This window comes from Paraperibacillus esterisolvens (genome assembly GCF_046237625.1).
GTDB classification, from domain to species: domain Bacteria; phylum Bacillota; class Bacilli; order Bacillales; family DSM-1321; genus Paraperibacillus; species Paraperibacillus esterisolvens.
On the sequence record NZ_CP143545.1, the window covers coordinates 3493933 to 3513338 of the forward strand.

Sequence of the window (19406 nt, forward strand, 5' to 3'; positions counted from 1 at the left end):
TCCATCAGTACCTCCTCCAGTGTAATCCCCCTTACTTATTGTTTCTCTTTTTAAGATTCAGCTTATTAAACAAAAAAACACCTCCCATTAAGGGGGTGCTTGGTTCACACTATTTATTTTTCCAATGACTCTAATGCTTGTTTTACTGTTGAAAAGTTTTTTGACTCTCTAACATCAAGCCCGCCTTCAACAATACTTTTAACCAGCTTAGGCCTCAACCCGGTCGCAATAACATTAACATCCAACAACTGAAGGACCTGCGCCATTTCATATAAAGCCTGGCCAAATTCGGGTGGAATGTGTTCAATTCCTGAGTAATCAGCTATTAGGTCCGTTATTTTCATTTCAACTATCTTTGGTACTACATTATCACGTAAATGTGCAATTCTCGATTCACTGAACTCTCCAACAAGAGGGATAATACCTATCCCTTCTCTTATAGGAACAATAGGTGCAGATAAATTAGCTATTTCTTTTTCTGTATGAATTCTAAACTGGGACATAAGCTGCTCATAATATCTTACTGTTTCATTTATACTAAAGTCTAAGAATTGGTTTAATTTCTTAAGCACATAGACGTTCTCTTTTAGAGAAAGGCTTAAATTAATGCTTATTTCAGTGAGAACGTCTGTAAGGATGCTTCTACTCGGTGTGTAGCGCATGACTATTTCAGATATTCCACTATAATCAGACACTTGTTTAACCGCATTATCCCTACTCCATTCCAGGAGTAAATCAGGAACTTCCTGCTGGCTGTTTTCACATAACAAAGAATTACCTAAGTGCTTGAATAGCTCATTATACATTTGAACTGCTTGAATTCTTTCCACATCTGAGATATTTAAACTCATTTCTGTCAGTACACTGCTAACAACCTGGCCAGCAAGCACCTCGGCATTTTCAACCAAATGTAGTCCCATCATATTTAGGGTCGTGGACATTTTCCTATGCCATCCTCTATAGTAGATTTTACAAAGATTATACGCCATAGACCTCCATTGTACAAATCCATAAATACCCAAGTATATTTTATTCCTGAGCGGCCAGGATCTTTTCTGCTTCCTGTTCAGTAATATAACCTTTGGCTGTATAGCTCTTCACTTTTGTTTCACCGATTTTGGCCTTTTGGACCGGCATCTCCTTTGTCCTCTTTTATCTAAGACCAGGTATAGTCCCCGGGATGCTAGCTTTTACTAGGAGTGGCTTGTTCATCGCCAGCACAATAGACGGCTTTCCTTCCGGCATACATAATCCAGGTATAAAGGTATTGGCTACATACAGCTTTTTGCTGGAGTAGAGTTGTCTGTCAATCCCGCCCGGCCTTTGGTTTATTCTCCTGACTATCCTCTTCTATCGAGTCTATACGCTCTTCTTTTTTCTGCTGAGGTTTAGTCTTCTTTCCTAGCTAACCTTTCCTCTCTTTCAGCTACCCTGTCATTTTCTCCAGCTTCTGTCTGTCAGCTCCGTTTATGTAGTCACCTATCTTCACCTTAATCACCACTTTCTGCCATAATAAAAAGCATCCTAAATGGATGCTCTCTTGTACAAGCTGCTGATTCTCTTGTTTGAGCTTGACAATTCCCTTTAATCCGCAGCTTCTTCCAGGGCCATAAGCTGCCGGTTCCAATCCGTGTATAAGGCATCATCTAAGGTTCTCCGTACTTGAGATACCCTGTATTTAAACCGGTAATCACCTTTTGGCATCTTTTCGTATCCCTGAGGTCTTCCACAATCATGGGGAAGGGAATATCATTGGACCGAATTAATTCCTTTTCAATTGCCAGGGCCATAGCCTTCTGGAGGTTCCCTGTGAATCGATGTGAGCCTTCCTTTCCACTCTACTATTCTAGAAAAAATTTCGAGCAATACCCAGCCCCTGCTGATACTTATCTGAATAATACAGAAAAAATAGAAGAAGACGAACTTAAAAAGTTCGCCTCACTTCAAAGAAAATCTGTGCCGGCACAAAACCGGCACAAATGATTTCTCCTTTATAAAAACTCCGATTAAACGTTGAAATTACAAGGTTTTTAATTGAATTAACCGATGGAACCTTCCATCTCAAACTTGATCAGGCGGTTCATTTCAACAGCATATTCCATTGGGAGCTCCTTCGTAAACGGCTCAATGAAGCCCATTACGATCATTTCGGTTGCTTCCTGCTGGGAAATACCGCGGCTCATTAGATAGAATAGCTGCTCTTCTGATACCTTTGAAACCTTGGCTTCATGCTCCAGGGAGATGTTATCATTCAAGATTTCGTTATAAGGAATCGTATCAGAAGTTGATTTGTTATCCATGATCAGGGTATCGCACTCGATATTGGAACGGGCACCTTCCGCTCTGCGTCCAAAATGGACGATTCCGCGGTACGTAACTTTTCCGCCCTGCTTTGAAATGGACTTGGACACGATGGTTGAAGATGTGTTTGGTGCCAGATGGATCATTTTCGCACCTGCATCCTGATGCTGGCCTTTGCCGGCAATGGCAATGGAAAGCGTCATTCCACGAGCGCCTTCGCCTTTAAGGATAACAGCAGGGTATTTCATGGTAAGCTTTGAGCCGATGTTTCCATCGATCCATTCCATGGTAGCATTTGCCTCACAGACAGCACGCTTGGTAACAAGGTTGAAAACATTGTTAGCCCAGTTCTGAATGGTCGTGTATCGGCAGTAAGCACCTTTTTTAATGACAATCTCGACGACCGCACTATGAAGGGAATTCGTTGTATACACAGGAGCTGTACAGCCCTCTACATAATGCACACTTGCATCTTCATCCACAATGATCAATGTACGCTCGAACTGTCCCATATTTTCAGAGTTGATACGGAAGTATGCCTGCAGCGGTGTATCCACTTTGATTCCTTTAGGAACATAGATGAAGGATCCGCCAGACCATACAGCCGAATTCAAAGCTGCAAATTTATTGTCTGTAGGAGGAATCGTTTTTCCAAAATGTTCACGGAAAATGTCTTCGTTTTCCCGTAGCGCTGAATCCGTGTCTTTAAAGACAATGCCCATCGCCTCGAGATCTTCCTTCATATTATGGTATACAACCTCTGACTCATATTGTGCAGAAACACCGGCAAGGTATTTCTGCTCAGCTTCAGGAATCCCGAGCTTGTCGAAGGTCTGCTTAATTTCTTCAGGTACTTCGTCCCATGACTTTTCCGACTTCTCAGAAGGCTTCACATAGTAGGTGATTTCGTCGAAGTTCAAGCTCATCAAGTCTCCGCCCCATTGAGGCATTGGCATATTATAAAAATGCTCCAAAGATTTCAAACGGAAATCAAGCATCCATTGAGGTTCATTTTTCATTCGGGAGATTTCTTCTACGATTTCCTTTGTCAGACCGCGCTTTGACCGGAAGATGGAAACATCCCTGTCCGAGAAGCCGTATTTATAGTCCCCGATTTCTGGCATCTTTTTTGCCATAGATCTTTTCCTCCATTCTTTTGAAAGCAGGATATGTCCTGCTTATCAGTTTGTTTCCTTCAGCCCTTTTTCCATGGCCTTCCATGCTAGTGTGGCACACTTGATCCTGGCTGGAAACTTGGAAACACCGGAGAGAGCCTCGATATCTCCCAGGTCTATATCTTCATCATACTCGTTGCCCTGCATTATATTTGAAAAAATATCAGAAAGCTTAAGAGCCGTCTCTATATCTTTGCCTTTGACTGCCTGTGTCATCATGGACGCCGAAGACATGGAAATGGAGCATCCTTCACCGTCAAACTTGGCGTCATTCACAATGCCATCCTTAACATCCAGCGTCAGCCTGATGCGGTCGCCGCAGGTTGGATTATTCATATCCACCGTAAGGTTCCCATTATCAAGGACACCCTTGTTGCGTGGATTCTTATAATGATCCATGATTACCTGGCGATACAACGTGTCTAAATTATTAAAAGACATTGCTGAAATACTCCTTTGTTTTGACAAGCCCTTCCACAAGCTTATCAATATCTTCTTCGGTGTTATACAGGTAAAAACTAGCACGGGCCGTGGACGATACCTTCAGCCAGCGCATAAGCGGCTGGGCACAGTGATGGCCGGCACGGACTGCGATGCCGTCTGCATCAAGGACCGTCGCCACATCGTGCGGATGCACTTCGTCCAGGTTGAACGTGATGACACCTGCACGCTGCCCGGCACTTTTAGGGCCATATATAGTTATACCCTCTACCTGTGACATTGAATCAAGCGCATAGGCTGCAAGCTTATGCTCATGTGCTTCAATTTCATCAAGGCCGATATCCGTAAGAAAGTCAATTGCCGCACCAAGACCGATGGCGCCGGCAATGATTGGAGTGCCCCCTTCAAACTTCCAGGGAAGCTCTTTCCATGTGGATTCAAACAAGTCCACGATATCAATCATTTCACCGCCGAACTCGACAGGCTCCATTCCCTCGAGCAGACGCTTCTTGCCGTAAAGGACACCGATTCCTGTCGGGCCGCACATTTTGTGCCCTGAAAAAGCAAAGAAATCACAGTCAAGATCCTGCACATCCACTTTCAGGTGAGGAGCTGCCTGAGCTCCATCCACCACCATGACCGCACCCTTTTCATGGGCAATCTGTGCAATTTCCTTTATTGGATTAATGACACCCAATACGTTGGAAACATACATGATGGAAACAATTTTCGTGTTTTCCGTGATCGTTTTCCTCACATCATCAAGCGAAATTGTTCCGTCTTCCTGAAGGGGAAGATATTTTAAAACTGCCCCGGTCTTCCTGGCAGCCTGCTGCCAGGGGATGATATTACTGTGATGCTCCATGTAGGAAATCACAATTTCATCCCCTTCTTTCAGGGTTTCTCCACCGTAGCTTGAAGCCACAAGGTTGAGGGCAGTGGTTGTTCCACGCAGAAAAACAATCTCCTCAAGGGAGGAGGCATTGATGAATTTCCTGGCCTTTTCACGGGCTCCTTCATATCGATCTGTTGCCTTTGTCCCAAGAGTGTGTACGCCCCTGTGTACATTGGAGTTATATTCGCGATAATATGCGCTGATTTCATCTATCACCTTCAGCGGCTTTTGTGACGTGGCTGCACTGTCAAGATAAACAAGCGGGCTTCCGTTCACTTCCTGGCCTAGTATCGGAAATAACTTCTTGATTTCATGGGCATTCATTATTTAACTTTCCTTTCGATAACCTCTACCAATCCTTTTTTAACCGACTCGATTGGAAGCTGGTTTACTACCGGAGCAAGGAAACCATGGATTACTAACCTTTCCGCTTCAGTCTGCGGGATTCCCCGGCTCATCAGATAATAGAGCTGTATAGGATCGACACGGCCGACAGAAGCTGCGTGTCCAGCAGTCACATCGTCTTCATCAATGAGGAGGATCGGATTGGCATCGCCCCTTGCTTTCTCGCTCAGCATCAGTACCCTTGACTCCTGTTCAGCATTTGACTTGGAAGCACCGTGTTCAATCTTCCCGATTCCGTTGAAAATCGAGGATGCGCTGTCCTTCATCACGCCATGCTTCAGGATGTAGCCTTCAGAATTCTTGCCCCAGTGGATGATGCTTGTTGTAAAGTTCTGGATCTGTTCGCCGCGGCCGACCACCACGGTTTTGGAGTCGCCGAAGGATCCATCTCCCACAAGGTTTGTAATATTTTCAGAAATTGTATTCCCATCATTCATCAAGCCTAAAGCCCACTCAATCTTTGCATCCCGCCCGGCAGTTCCGCGGCGGTTTACATAGGTCGTGATGCCCTTGGACAGATTATCAACCGCACCATATGCAACACGTGCATTTGTTCCGGCAAATACTTCTGTGATGATGTTGGCAATACCCTCTGATTCCGTTGTTGAAATATAGTTTTCCACATACGTTACCTGACTGTTGTCATCTGCAACAACCAGCACGTGGTTGAACAGCGCCGCTTCTGGATTGTCGTGAAGGAACACAGCCTGCAGAGGCTCTTTAATTTCTACATTCTTAGGGATGTAGATAAAAGCCCCGCCATTCAGCAATGCTGCATGAAGCGCAGTAAGGCGGTGCTCATCTGCTTTCACGCCGTCCTTCATGAAGTACTTCTCCACAAGCTCAGGATATTCCCTGGCTGCCGTGATGATATCGGTAAACACGACTCCCTGGCCTTTGACATCTTCTGAAAGCGATGAAAAAGCCGGGGTATTATTCCTTTGTATATAGAGGTTCTGGCTGCCTTCACTTGCACCGATCAACGTCTTAACGCTTTCCGGCAGTTCCTCTGCGCCTGCAAATCTTTCACTTTCGACTACATGCTTCGAAAAGCTGGTGAAATTCCATTTATCGATTTTCGTCTTATCCGGCCGCGGAAGCGGAAGATTCTCATAGGCTGCAAGTGCTGCAGTCCTAAGCTCAGTGAGCCAGCCGGGTTCATTATTCTGTTTCGAAAAGGAGCGTACATACTCCTGGTCAAACGGCAATTTAATTTCCGTGGTCATTGCAATCCTCCTAACGCTTACGCTTCTTGGCCTACAGTTTCGTCTTCAATACCCAGTTCCTGCTTGATCCAGTCATACCCTTCAGCTTCCAGGCGCTGGGCAAGCTCCGGGCCTCCAGACTTAACAACACGGCCCTGCATCATCACATGGACGAAGTCAGGAGTGATATAGTTCAGCAGGCGCTGATAGTGAGTGATAATCAGGCATCCGAATTCATCGCCGCGCATTTGATTGATTCCCTTTGATACAACTTTGAGTGCATCGATATCAAGACCGGAGTCAATCTCATCAAGAATCGCAATCTTCGGCTCAATCATCATAAGCTGAAGGATTTCATTACGCTTCTTCTCTCCGCCTGAGAAACCTTCATTCAGGTATCTCTGTGCCATATCCTGATCCATTTCCAGGAAGTCCATCTGCTTATCCATAGTTCTGATGAATTTCATCAAGGAAACTTCATCGCCCTCTTCCCTGCGTGCATTCACAGCAGAACGAAGGAAATCAGCATTCGTCACACCAGTGATCTCGCTTGGGTACTGCATAGCAAGGAACAGACCTGCGCGTGCCCTTTCATCCACTTCCATTTCAAGTACATCTTCACCATCAAGCGTAATAGAACCGCTAGTCACTTCATATTTAGGGTGTCCCATGATTGCAGAAGAGAGAGTGGATTTACCAGTTCCGTTAGGACCCATGATTGCGTGAATCTCTCCACCCTTAATCTCAAGGTTTACACCTTTCAAAATTTCCTTGCCCTCGATCTCCACATGCAGATCTTTAATCGTTAAAGTTGATCCAGCCATAATATATACCTCCGTGAATAGTAAGTCTTACTCAAAAAACCCGGCTTGACCGAGTATTAACACAATAATTGAATTATAACCTTTATCCGGCTCCTGAGCCATCTTTCAACAAAACAAATATCATTCTCAATCTATTCTCATTACAATATTATAACATTTTTAAATAAAATACAAATATCTAAAGCGGAGAACGGTGCCTTTCTTACAAAACTCATCAGGAGCAGTATGAGGCAAGCTCCTTATTTAACACTGAAAACCCAATGAAAGGCAGACACCTGACAGACATAAGGCGAGCGGCAGCTAAAGGCCGATCTTGCCTTTAGATGGCGATTGACTTATGACCGAAGGTGTCAGCTCGGAGCTGGCAGACACTAAAGCGGAGAACGGTGCCTTTCTTACAAAACTCATCAGGAGCAGTATGAGGCAAGCTCCTTATTTAACACTGAAAACCCAATGAAAGGCAGACACCTGACAGACATAAGGCGAGCGGCAGCTAAAGGCCGATCTTGCCTTTAGATGGCGATTGACTTATGTCCGAAGGTGTCAGCTCGGAGCTGGCAGACACTAAAGCGGAGAACGGTGCCTTTAACCCGTTAAAGTAGAGGATAATTGCATTTACAGAGGCATCTTGACCATTTTCTCCTTACTTCGGCTTCTTTTAGGGCATAAAAATTCTGTTAAGACCAATTTATCATTACTGAAGACACTTTTGGTCATAAGAGTTCGTTTAAGACCTTTTTGCCTTCACCGAAAGCATTTTTTGATCATAAAAATCACTTTACGACCAGTTTTCATTTTTCTAAGGCAATTTTTCGCTCTAAAATTTCCTTTACAGCCATTTTTCATTCACCAAAGGTCGTTTTTGGTTCTAAACCTTCCTTTACAACCATTTTTCATTAGCCGGAGGTCGTTTTTGGTTCTAATCGTTCTTTTACAGCCATTTTTCATTCACAAAAGGTCGTTTTTGGTTCTAATCGTTCTTTTATAACCATTTTTCATTCACCAAAGGTCGTTTTTGGTTCTAATCGTTCTTTTATAACCATTTTTCATTCACCAAAGGTCCCTTTACAGCCAATTTTTCATATACAAAAGGTCTTTTATCATTTTAATAGGGTTCCTTTACAGCCAGTCCCCTCCACCGCTGGCTCCTCATGGTCTTATAAAGCTCGACCAGGTGACATCCAGTTGGGAACAAGTCACTTAATTGCCTGTCCAAAGATATGTAGTTCCAAATAAATTAAAAATCCTTTTTCTTCTATTAATATATTCTTACCTCTTCAAAGCGGTTCTTCTTATCCTGTCTGTCCAGCCAGGAATTAATCAAAAGAAAGACCAGCCAAAAGCATTCGGCTGGTTCCTGCGGCTTTGTGCCAGGCATCAATTGTGTATTTTGCGGTTAATTTCTTCATTGATCTGATGGCTTTTTGCATAGCTTTCTTCCCGCTTTTCTTCTACCTTCAATCTTACGTCAAGGTTGCGGTTATATTCGCTGTAGCCTATACCATGATTTTGCTGCATTGCCTTTTCCATGTCATGAGTAACGTGCAATTTCAAGTTGTTGTTAATTTCACTCATTCCCTTCTTGTAATTACAGGGCTATTCTAACATGGTGTGAATCTGGTGGCAAAATCTCTATAGAGCCGTATAACAGCGTAATTCACTTTTGATGATAGACTGCGGAAGGGAGAAGGCGACTCAGGCAGGATTGCTCCGGTTTCTTTTGAAATCCTCCATATTCCGATTATGAAAGATGATCGGAATCCTGCAGGTCGGAAATGGTATCCTGTACAAGGGTTACCGCCTGGCTCATAGCTGCTCCTCCGCCAAAAGCCGCTGTCACGCCTACAGCCTCCAGGATTTCTGCCTCGGATGCACCATGGTCTAGACAGCCTTTTACGTGATAGATAATACAATATTCGTCCTGTGAGAACAGACTGATCCCCAGGGCAATCAGCTGTTTTTCTCTTTGCGTCAGTGAACCTTCCTCAAAGCATGCTTCAGTAAAAGCATTATAATGCTGGGCCAGCTTAGGCATCTTTTTCATGAAGATTCCAAGTCCTTCTTTATAATCACGGATGGCCATTTCCGAAGGATTGGAAGGCATATGCGGGATTTGATCCATATCAGAGTCACTCCTGTTAAGTTATTCCCCCTTAGTATGCGGCTAAACGCCTTTATTTATCCATGCTTCTTTGAAAAAGCGGTTTTTAGCAAAATGAGCTCAAAAAAGAGGAAGCGCCTATACGCTTCCTCTTTTTAAATCATTCACTTACCGGCACGACAGCACCTTTGTATTCTTTTTTGATGAAGTCCTGAATTTCTTTGGAACGAAGGACTTCTACCAATGTTTTGATTTCTTTTTTATCTTTGTCGCCTTTTTTCACAGCGATGACATTAACATAAGGGGAGTCTGAATTTTCAAGAGCAATGGCATCTTTCACCGGGTTTAGCTTTGCATCAATAGCATAGTTGGAATTGATGAGAACAGCGTCGCCTTCATTGTTTTCATAAACTTTTGGAAGAAGAGATGCTTCGATATCTGCTTTGAACTTCAATTTTTTCTTGTTTTCCGTAATGTCCTTCACCTGGGCAGTTGTCTTGTCAATGCCTGGTTTAAGTTTGATCATGCCTTCTGCTTCAAGCATGGATAGAATGCGGCCATGGTCAGCAACAGAGCTGCTCATGATTATTTCAGCATTCTTTGGAAGATCGCTGAGCTTTTTGTATTTCTTGGAGTACACGCCGATAGGTTCGATATGGATTCCTCCGGCATTTTCAAAATCATAGCCATTTTCTTTGATCTGCGATTTCAGGTAAGGAATGTGCTGGAAGTAGTTTGCATCCAGTTCGCCTTCGTCCAGCGCTTTATTAGGCATGATATAGTCCTGGTATTTTACAATCTTAAGTTCGATCCCCTTTTTTTCTAGGGCAGGCTGTGCTTCTTTCAGGATTTCAGCATGAGGCACATTGGAGGCACCTACAGTGAGTGTCTTTGAATCCCCGTTTCCTGATTTCCCGCCTGTACCGCATGCCGCCAATACCGCAGATACTACCAGCAGAAGCACTAAGCTTACATACTTTTTCATACAAATCTCTCCTTATCTCTTATCTAGTTTGTTTGTTATAGAATCTCCAATAAATTGGATGAAAAACACAATGAATAATACAATAACGGTCGCTACAAATGTGACATCATTCTGGCTCCGCTGGAATCCGTCAAGATAGGCAAGGTTCCCTAGGCCGCCCGCACCGACTACACCTGCCATGGCGGTATACCCTACCAGGGCAATGGCTGTTACCGTTATCCCGGAGACCAATGCCGGAAGGCTCTCTGGGATCAGGACCTTACCGATGATGGTTCCAGTCGTTGCTCCCATTGAGCGTGCAGCTTCGATGACTCCTTTGTCAATTTCACGGAGTCCTATTTCAACCATCCGGGCGTAAAATGGCGCTGCACCAATAATCAGGGCAGGGAGAGCAGCATTTGCACCAATTATCGTGTGAACAATCGCTTTAGTAAATGGAATCAGCAACACAATCAGGATGATGAAGGGAATAGACCTGAAGATATTAACAAAAGCACTGACCACTGTATGGACGGCCTTGTTATCCCACAGATTCCCTTTCCCTGTTAAGAATAGGAGTAAGCCCAATATTATTCCGAGGACAAAGGTTGCGAGTACGGAAACGGCTGTCATGTACAATGTTTCCTTGGTCGCTTCCAAAATCACATCCCACTCGACATTCGGGAATAAATTAGTCATCATTCTCAATCACCTCTACTCCTACCTGGCTTTGCCTGATGAATTCAATGGCTTTGTCCATCTCAGCGCCGCTGCCATCCATATGGATGAACAGGGTGCCATAAGAACCGTTCTGAGTCGGGGAGATCTTCCCCTGCAGAATGTTAATCTCCAGGTTGAATTGACGGATCAGCTGGGTAATAAGGGGCTTTTCAGCAGAATCCCCTGTAAAGGACAGCTGGACAACCCGGCCATTTGGATAGTGCTGCAGAAGGTGTTCAATGGTTTCCTTCGTCTCTTCCGGCTCTGTGACCTGCTGAACAAAGCGCTTTGTTATGCCGGCCTTAGGATGCTTAAATACTTCCAGCACACTTCCTGCTTCGACGACTTTCCCATTCTCCATCACGGCCACCTTATGGCAGATTTTCCTGATCACATGCATCTCGTGAGTAATCAGGACAATGGTGAGACCCAGTCGTTTGTTTATATCCTGGAGAAGCTCCAGGATTGAATCCGTCGTCTGGGGATCGAGTGCTGATGTTGCTTCGTCACACAGCAGCACCTTTGGATTGTTGGCGAGTGCCCTTGCTATGCCGACGCGCTGTTTTTGCCCGCCGCTCAACTGGGACGGATAGGCGTCTTCCCGCCCTTCCAGGCCGACAAGCTTGATGAGCTCCTTCACCCTCTCCTCCCGCTTTTCTTTTTGGACACCGGCGATTTCAAGAGGGAAAGCGATATTCTCACTGACCGTTCTCGACCACAGGAGGTTGAAGTGCTGAAAGATCATGCTGATTTCCTGCCTGGCCTTTCTCAATTCTGAGCCCCTGATTTTTGATATTTCACGGCCGGCTACGGTAACATTTCCCGAGGTCGGGATTTCCAGCCCATTCAACATACGGATCAGAGTACTTTTTCCCGCACCGCTGTAGCCGATGATTCCGAATATTTCGCCCTGGCTTACATCAAGGTCTACCTCGTCCACCGCTTTTATCTGGGAGCTTCCTTTAAGGCTGGCTTTGTATATTTTGCTTACATTAGAAAGGGAAATCACTGCTGTCACCTCTTTTATGATGGAATAGGGTTCGTACAATAAGAAAAGCCTTTCTGCGAAATAACAGAAAGGCATGATGTAAAAAGTCCTTCCTCTCATTTCCCAAAGCTTAAAGCTCTGTGTGAATTGGCACCTTATCAGGAACTCTCTCCTGCCGGTTGCCGGGTTTCATCGGGCACATCCCTCCACCTCTCTCAATAAGAGTCTTATATTAAATTGAATTTTAAGTCAGCTTAAATCACATAATTGAGATTCTAGCACTATTCTCCTCCGGTGTCAACGAAAAACTTTAGGGATTTCGCATCATAAAAAGAGTACAGGGCATTTGAGGCTGCCCTGCACTCTTCTCTACCTCATTAGACTCCTGCACCAATCTTTGAGGAAACACCCGTCGCTGCCTTAATGGCTGATTCCAGGTCCTCAATCAGATCGTCGGCATGCTCGATGCCAATAGAAAGCCGGACCATATCCTCTGTCACTCCGGAATCTTTCAAATCCTTCGGGCCAAGCTGCTGGTGAGTCGTGCTGGCAGGGTGGATGATCAGGCTCTTGGCATCACCGACATTTGCAACATGTGACCATAGCTTAACAGAATTGATCAGTGCTGCTCCGGCACTGCGTCCTCCCTTTATCCCGAATACGACGACTGAACCGGCACCTTTGGGCAGATATTTATCTGCAAGCCTTTTGCCTGCATGCGCTTCATCCCCAGGATACGAAACCCATTCTACCCCTTCATGAGACTTTAGGTAGGAAACGATTTTATTTGTATTGGCAATATGCTCTTTCATCCTGACATGAAGGGTCTCAAGTCCGAGTGTGAATTGAAAGGCGTTGGCCGGGCTGAGCGCAGGTCCCAGATCCCGCAGGAGCTGCACCCGTGCTTTGGCAATGTATGCCGCCTGTCCCAATGCTTCGCTGTATACCAATCCGTTGTAGCTCGGGTCAGGTGTGTTGAACTCGGGAAAGAGCTTTGAGCTCCAATCAAATTTACCGCCATCGACAATGATCCCTCCGAGCGCCGTTCCATTACCCAGCAGCCACTTGGTCGCTGAGTGTACGACGATATCGGCACCAAAGTCGATTGGCCTGCATAGATAAGGAGTTGCAAAGGTGTTATCAACAATCAGAGGAATTCCTGCATCGTGTGCTGCTTCAGCCACGGATTCGATATCCAGCACGGAAAGGCTTGGATTTCCAATGGTTTCTGCAAAGACGGCTTTTGTTTTGGAAGTGATGGCTTCTTGAAGGCTTTTTGGATCTGAACTGTCCACAAAGCGGACTTTGATCCCATATTTGGGTAGAGTATGACTGAAGAGATTATAGGTACCTCCATACAAGCTTGCTGAGGAGACGATTTCATCCCCGGCGCCTGCCAGGTTCAGGATGGCAAGTGTAATGGCCGCCATGCCGCTTGATACGGCCAGGGCTCCGATTCCGCCTTCCAGCAGGGCAACTCTCTCCTCGAACACTGAAACAGTCGGATTATGTATGCGGGTATAGATATATCCTTCTTCTTTAAGGCCGAATAAATTTGCTGCATGCTCTGTGTCTTTGAAAAGATACGCATTGCTTTGATAGATGGGTACAGCTCTTGCACCTGTTTTCGGGTCAGGCTCAAGACCGCCATGTATGCTCAGTGTTTCGAACCGGAATGTGGATTCAGACAAATTAAGCACTTCCTTTCAGTGATTTATCCCTAGTAAACTAATAGGAATATAACACAAAAGAAAGTGAGCATCAATATATTATTTAAATATTCTGTAAATAAATTACGGACGCGGTTTATTGAGCAGAAAAACGGATTCAAGATACAATAAGTCGCGGAAGGATCCCGTCACCTTTAGATGATTTTCTTTGACCAGCGTCTGCAATTTTTCCCGGCCCATGATCAAGGCAGCCAGGCTTTCTTCTCGTCCTTCGATATAAAAGTGGGCCCTGTCTCCTTCTGCAGAGAAGTCCTGTTTTTTCCTCGACAGCACCAGACGCTTTTCCTCCTGGGCAGTCTGTAAACATACAATTCTTTTATCTCCCGAAAGAATCGGTATAAGATAAGTTTTCCTCTTTAGGTTTGCCAAGAACATTCTGCACAGCCTTTCCACCATAATCCCCTCCCTCACTTACTACATTCAATAGGTGTATTTATTTTCCTTTCTCAACTGCTCGACAATTACCTTGTCCGTTAACAAAAGCCGTTGCTTTTCCGCGATAAATCCACGGTCCTGTCGAAAGACCTCCCAAAGACAAATAAAAAAACACCCATCCGGGTGTCAGAATGAGTGCTTAAGTGTGTCGTATAAAAAAGGGACCGACTGGAAGGCGTATATTTTTTGAAGGAGCCGGCCATCTTTAAAAAGCAGCAGACAGGGCACGCTTTCCACTTCAAACTGTTCCGCTGTCCCCGGCATATAATTCAGGTCTGCCTTCCCCATAGGCAGACCGGGAAGGAGCTCTTCCACCACCCCAAGCATTTTGGATGCCACATGGCATGTACCGCATAAAGGGGTGTAGAGGTAGAAGCAGAATGTCTCCCCATTTTGTATTGCCCTAGAAAATTGTTCTTCTCTCCAAACTTCCATTATGCTTTAATACATCCTTTGCTCTAAATATTCTGCATGAACATCGATATTTGCACTCAGGAGGACAGTAGCTATGTGATAAGCAGGTGCATTTTCCACTTCCCTGTACGCTCTATCGATATACAAATGCATCGCTTCCGGAAATTCCCGTTTGAATTGCTTCCTGAGCTTTTCACCAGCTTCATCTGCATCCACGAGAATGTATACTTCCTTATCAAAATGTTCGTCCATAATTTCTTCAAGTCTGGTCAGCGATATGGTTCCATTTGTGCAGATCACTTCAATCGGTTCATTGAGGACACTGATAACCTTTCGCTTATCTGAGGTTCCCTCTACAATTATGACCTTCTCGACCGGTACTGTTTCCATTTTCATCACCCTGGACCGATTTCTATAAAGATGTTCTCTATATGAAATCAAAATGTTTAATCAGAACGAGTTAGCAATTTCCTTTACTTTTCCCTGAAAAAAAACTTGAAAACACAATTCTCTTTCCAGTGCCTGCAGAAACTTGGACCAATTGACAGGATTTTCTTTTAAATATGGAATTAAAAAGAAGGCCCACAGCGGCGCCTTCTTTGATACATCAGTCTTCGCTTATCATTTCTTCATACTGCTCCGCTGTCATCAAGCTTTCAACGTCGCTGGCATTGGAAGGCTCAATAACAACCATCCATGCTTTTTCATATGGAGATTCATTTACAAATTCAGGACTGTCGCTTAGTTCTTCATTAATTTCAACAATCCTGCCGCTGATCGGGGCATAAAGCTCGGAAACAGTCTTTACGGATTCAACACTGCCAAACGGCTCATCCGCCTTGATTTCATCTCCTACTTCAGGAAGCTCGACGAACACAATATCCCCCAGTTCTGACTGGGCAAAATCTGTAATGCCGATTCGGACTTTTTCGCCCTCTACCTTTACCCACTCATGTTCTTCAGAATAGCGCAATTCTTTTGGTGAACTCATCATCATTTCCCTCCATATGTATGGGGTTTTGCCCCACCTGCTATAAATTCAATATACCATAATGGAATTGGACATGCCTATCGGCAGTACACTTAATTCCACATTTTTTGATATTCCTCTTCCTTGAAGCCTACGGTCACTTTCTCTCCGTCTGTCACGATCGGGCGCTTCAAGAGCATCCCGTCAGAGGCAAGAATATCATACAGCTCGTCTTCATCTGCTGTTTTAACAGTATCCTTTAGTCCAAGCTCTTTATATTTAAGTCCGCTTGTATTAAAAAACTTTTTCAGCTCCAGCCCGCTCTTTTCATGAAGCTCTTTAATGGTGTTCCTTGATGGGGGATTTTCAACAATATGTATATTCTCATAAGGCACTGAATTCTCATCGAGCCATTTCTTCGCTTTGCGGCAGGTCCCGCATTTAGGATACCAATAAAAGGTCAGTTTATGTGCCACATGCAGCTCTCCTTTCATTCTTTAATTGATCCTATGATACCAGCCGGGATCCTGAGATTCAATATTACATTGCCGTTCTTATAATAGGGGCTGCCTTTCCAAGCCCTTAACAAGCAAGGGATGGATCCCCCTGCTGCGGACGATTCAACTTATTCATTCGTTCAAATACAAATTAATGATAGCCTTACAAATATCATGATGGACCGTACCCTCGGTATTCATCAATACCACGATGCCAAGATTGAGATCCGGCACCAGTGTCATAAGGGACCGGACTCCCATTTGTCCGCCGCCGTGCTCGACGATCCGCTGGCCTTTGTACACATCCGTGAACCAGGCAAGGCCGTAGCTCCTGACTTCACTGCCCATCCTCCATTCTTTGCTTACTGGATGATGAGGGTTTTGCATAATTTTCACAGAGTCTGGCTTCAACAATACTGTTCCTCCATTGAGGTGGGCGCCCAGGTAGCTTCCAAGCTCATTGGCAGTAGAATAAAGATAGCCGATGGGAGCGGCCAGCTCATTTTTCGGAAAAGGTGTTTCTGTCCTTTCCTGCCCCATGTAGTATCCAGCACTATTCGGTGCTTCCTCTGCTCCGCGGCTCGTCGTTCTTTCCATCCCAAGCGGCCGTAAAACACAGGCTTCCAGATGCGATTCCCAGTCCATGCCAGTCACTTTTTCAAACATATCTGCCAGGATGACATAGGCGTCTGTACAATATCTCCACTGAGAGCCTGGTGGACCTTCGAGTTCCACCTTCTTAAACCATCTTGTAATGTCCTCACGGTCAGATATGGCCGCCAGCTCTTCTTCTTTAAGACCGTAGTAATCCAGTGCTTCCTGGAATTCTGTCGGCGTATCCGAGAAAATCTCCCGCGCATTTGGTGCAATCATATTGGCTATCCCTACAGTTTCCGGGAAGCCCGCTGTGTGGGAAAGCACCTGGCGGATTGTGATTTGATCACTCACTTCCGGTTCAGTCGTCCTGAAGTAGGGAAGATGCTTTACAACAGGCTCATCCAATTCAATAAATCCAGTTTCCACGAGCTGCATGATTGAGGTAGCCATAAAGTTTTTCGAGATGCTCTGGATGCTCATGAGCGTGTCGGGGTCCATAAGGTGACCTTCACCCAGCCTCGCGAATCCAAATCCCTTCGAGTAAACAACTCCTGAACCTTCCACGATTGCTACACTTGCACCGACTATGCCGGCTGATTCCAGCTCTTTCGAAATCATTGCTGTAAGTTCTTCCTTACGTCCTTGATTCATCTCTGCTTCCACCTCTTTACAGACTTAACTCCACCTCGACTGCCGGGTTGCTCAAAGAAGGTATTTCGGTCCCGGTACAAACCCTTACTTCTCCTCCATTTCATCCACATGCCCCAGGTGACTTTATTTTACCAATAAATCCATTCTGCACCCATATTGGATTCTGGTAAAAACGTCACTGCCTGGAAAATGGAGTTAAATCAATCCATAAAAATAGAGGATGCCCATTTTTCGGGACACCCTCTGGCTGATTATACGGTATAACGCTCCGCCTCGACCAATTTCTCGGCTGCTTCACGCTTCTTGCCAATTACATTGATCGGTGTATGCCTCGTAAACTTGCGCAGTGCAGAAATCAGCATCCGAAGTACATCTCCCTGCTCAGTTGCAACCAATGTTTCTTTGGCATGCTGTTCAATCTGGTTGAACGCTTCCTGGCAGAAAATCTGTGTATAAAGAAGCTTCTGCCCATTCTTTTCAACCCCGTTTTTCCCAATCGCCTTTTCGGTACGGAGGACGACAGCCTCCATGGAATAGGCAAGTGACACAATGTCCGCAATGTTCACAAGGATTTCCTGCTCTTTATCCAGCGCCTTGCCATATTTCTGGGCGGCAAGTCCGGCGGCAAGCAGGCCGATTTTCTTGGCATTCTTCACCAGGTGCTTTTCCTGTGCCAGCGGCTCATCACCAGGCTCTTCAGGCATCATCATCATCATTTCTTCCTGCAGTGCCTGTGCTTTCTGGAAGAGCGGAAGCTCACCTTTCATCGCCTTCCGGATGTAGGTACCCGGCACAAGCAGGCGGTTGATTTCATTGGTTCCTTCGAAAATACGGTTGATCCTGGAATCACGGTACGCCCGCTCAATTTCATATTCTGCCATGAAACCGTAGCCGCCGTGGATCTGGACCCCCTCATCGACGACATAATCCAAAACCTCTGTCGCAAATACTTTGTTCAAGGAGCATTCGATTGCATACTCCGCAATGGAATTTGCCACTTCCTTGCCATTTTTCACTTCTTCATCTGTCAGCCTGCTCATCCTGTCTTCAAAAAGGCCGACGGTACGCCAAACCGAGCTCTCGGCCGCATAAATTTTCGAAGCCATCGTGGCCAGCTTTTCCCGGATCAGGTTAAAGGATGAAATAGGTGTCTTAAACTGCTGGCGCTGGTTTGCGTATGCTGCAGCAAGCTCAAATGCACGCTTTGCACCACCCACCGCACCTACTCCCAGCTTATAGCGGCCGATATTAAGGATATTAAAGGCTATGATGTGCCCTTTACCTGCTTCGCCTAATAGGTTCTCTACAGGAACTTCTGCGTCTTCAAGGATCAGTGTCCTGGTTGAGGAGCTCTTGATGCCCATTTTCTTTTCTTCAGCACCGGTAGATACGCCAGGATATTCACGTTCCACGATAAAGGCCGTGAACTGTTCCCCATCAATTTTTGCGTATACTACAAAAACATCAGCGAAGCCAGCATTGGTGATCCACTGCTTTTCTCCGTTCAATACATAGTGCGTACCGGCTGCATTCAGCCTGGCAGTCGTCTTGGCACCAAGGGCATCAGACCCTGAACCCGGCTCTGTCAGTGCATAGGCTGCCAGTTTCTCTCCCGTCGCAAGCGCAGGAAGATATTTTTCCTTCTGGCTTTCATTTCCGAAAAGGACGATCGGCAGGGATCCGATACCTACGTGTGCGCCGTGGGAGATGGAAAAACCGCCTGCCCTGGACATTTTTTCCGCAATAAGTGCTGAGCTTACTTTATCAAGACCGAGGCCGCCGTACTCCTCCGGTACATCCGCCCCTAAGAGCCCCAATTCCCCAGCTTCTTTTAAAAGCCTTACAGAATGCTCGAATTCGTGGTTCTCAAGCTTTTCAACTACGGGGAGAACCTCATTTACAACATAATCTTCAGTTGTCTTGGCAATCATTTTCTGTTCATCGGAAAAGTCCTCCGGAGTGAACATCCTGTCAGCGGCAACATCCTCGATCAGGAAACTTCCACCTTTGATAACATCCTGTGTTTGATTAACAGCCATTTTCTTTTTCTCCTCTCAAGTTAAGTATCTTTTTCTGCAGAAAAGGGGCGGAGC

General features: G+C 45.3%; 19 protein-coding genes and 1 riboswitch. All 19 genes read right to left on the reverse strand.

All coding sequences use genetic code 11. The annotated features are described in order from the left end of the window. Positions 1 to 113: 113 nt before the first annotated feature. Positions 114 to 941 carry an STAS domain-containing protein gene (locus V1501_RS17685; protein WP_409290163.1) on the reverse strand — a complete coding sequence of 276 codons (828 nt, stop codon included), beginning with the start codon at positions 939 to 941 and terminating at the stop codon, positions 114 to 116. Positions 942 to 2039: 1098 nt separating this feature from the next. After that, positions 2040 to 3437, reverse strand: coding sequence for a Fe-S cluster assembly protein SufB (gene sufB / locus V1501_RS17690; RefSeq protein WP_409290165.1), 1398 nt, complete (start codon positions 3435 to 3437; stop codon positions 2040 to 2042). Positions 3438 to 3482: 45 nt separating this feature from the next. After that, a complete protein-coding gene (sufU, locus tag V1501_RS17695; RefSeq protein WP_409290167.1) occupies positions 3483 to 3917 on the reverse strand; it encodes a Fe-S cluster assembly sulfur transfer protein SufU in 435 nt (144 codons plus the stop codon). Beyond that, complete coding sequence (locus tag V1501_RS17700) at positions 3907 to 5136, reverse strand: cysteine desulfurase (RefSeq protein WP_409290169.1); 1230 nt, start codon at positions 5134 to 5136, stop codon at positions 3907 to 3909. Before V1501_RS17700 ends, sufU begins: the two co-directional genes overlap by 11 nt. Further along, positions 5136 to 6443: a Fe-S cluster assembly protein SufD gene (gene sufD / locus V1501_RS17705; RefSeq protein WP_409290171.1), complete on the reverse strand. Its 1308-nt coding sequence runs from the start codon at positions 6441 to 6443 to the stop codon at positions 5136 to 5138. The genes V1501_RS17700 and sufD overlap by 1 nt, the downstream gene beginning before the upstream one ends. 17 nt (positions 6444 to 6460) lie before the next feature. Beyond that, complete coding sequence (gene sufC, locus V1501_RS17710; protein ID WP_409290173.1) at positions 6461 to 7246, reverse strand: Fe-S cluster assembly ATPase SufC; 786 nt, start codon at positions 7244 to 7246, stop codon at positions 6461 to 6463. 1377 nt (positions 7247 to 8623) lie between these two features. Further along, on the reverse strand, positions 8624 to 8764 hold the full coding sequence (locus V1501_RS17715) for a hypothetical protein (protein ID WP_409290175.1): 141 nt from the start codon (positions 8762 to 8764) through the stop codon (positions 8624 to 8626). Positions 8765 to 8987: 223 nt separating this feature from the next. Further along, a complete protein-coding gene (locus tag V1501_RS17720; protein ID WP_409290177.1) occupies positions 8988 to 9368 on the reverse strand; it encodes a carboxymuconolactone decarboxylase family protein in 381 nt (126 codons plus the stop codon). A 139-nt stretch (positions 9369 to 9507) separates the two neighbouring features. Continuing rightward, positions 9508 to 10332 carry a MetQ/NlpA family ABC transporter substrate-binding protein gene (locus V1501_RS17725; RefSeq protein ID WP_409290179.1) on the reverse strand — a complete coding sequence of 275 codons (825 nt, stop codon included), beginning with the start codon at positions 10330 to 10332 and terminating at the stop codon, positions 9508 to 9510. A gap of 12 nt (positions 10333 to 10344) precedes the next feature. Next, a complete protein-coding gene (locus V1501_RS17730; protein ID WP_409290181.1) occupies positions 10345 to 11013 on the reverse strand; it encodes a methionine ABC transporter permease in 669 nt (222 codons plus the stop codon). Then, entirely contained in the window at positions 11003 to 12040 is a 1038-nt protein-coding gene (locus tag V1501_RS17735; protein ID WP_409293443.1) for a methionine ABC transporter ATP-binding protein, read from the reverse strand. Before V1501_RS17735 ends, V1501_RS17730 begins: the two co-directional genes overlap by 11 nt. A 92-nt stretch (positions 12041 to 12132) precedes the next feature. Continuing rightward, a riboswitch (SAM riboswitch) is annotated at positions 12133 to 12244 on the reverse strand. A gap of 152 nt (positions 12245 to 12396) precedes the next feature. After that, positions 12397 to 13710 (reverse strand): O-acetylhomoserine aminocarboxypropyltransferase/cysteine synthase family protein, encoded by a 1314-nt coding sequence (locus V1501_RS17740; RefSeq protein WP_409290183.1) that lies wholly within the window; start codon positions 13708 to 13710, stop codon positions 12397 to 12399. Between the two features lie 102 nt (positions 13711 to 13812). Continuing rightward, a complete protein-coding gene (locus V1501_RS17745; protein WP_409290184.1) occupies positions 13813 to 14145 on the reverse strand; it encodes an SCP2 sterol-binding domain-containing protein in 333 nt (110 codons plus the stop codon). 165 nt (positions 14146 to 14310) lie between these two features. Then, entirely contained in the window at positions 14311 to 14619 is a 309-nt protein-coding gene (locus V1501_RS17750) for a thioredoxin family protein (RefSeq protein ID WP_409290186.1), read from the reverse strand. A gap of 6 nt (positions 14620 to 14625) precedes the next feature. After that, positions 14626 to 14994 carry a toprim domain-containing protein gene (locus V1501_RS17755; RefSeq protein ID WP_409290188.1) on the reverse strand — a complete coding sequence of 123 codons (369 nt, stop codon included), beginning with the start codon at positions 14992 to 14994 and terminating at the stop codon, positions 14626 to 14628. Positions 14995 to 15205: 211 nt separating this feature from the next. After that, positions 15206 to 15589, reverse strand: a complete 384-nt coding sequence (gene gcvH, locus V1501_RS17760) for a glycine cleavage system protein GcvH (RefSeq protein ID WP_409293444.1) — start codon at positions 15587 to 15589, stop codon at positions 15206 to 15208. A 92-nt stretch (positions 15590 to 15681) separates the two neighbouring features. Continuing rightward, positions 15682 to 16044: an arsenate reductase family protein gene (locus V1501_RS17765; protein ID WP_409290190.1), complete on the reverse strand. Its 363-nt coding sequence runs from the start codon at positions 16042 to 16044 to the stop codon at positions 15682 to 15684. Positions 16045 to 16197: 153 nt separating this feature from the next. Continuing rightward, positions 16198 to 17313: a serine hydrolase domain-containing protein gene (locus V1501_RS17770; RefSeq protein WP_409290192.1), complete on the reverse strand. Its 1116-nt coding sequence runs from the start codon at positions 17311 to 17313 to the stop codon at positions 16198 to 16200. A 251-nt stretch (positions 17314 to 17564) separates the two neighbouring features. After that, the gene (locus V1501_RS17775; RefSeq protein ID WP_409290194.1) at positions 17565 to 19352 is read right to left on the reverse strand and encodes an acyl-CoA dehydrogenase family protein; all 1788 of its coding nucleotides are present in this window, start codon (positions 19350 to 19352) and stop codon (positions 17565 to 17567) included. Positions 19353 to 19406 lie beyond the last annotated feature (54 nt).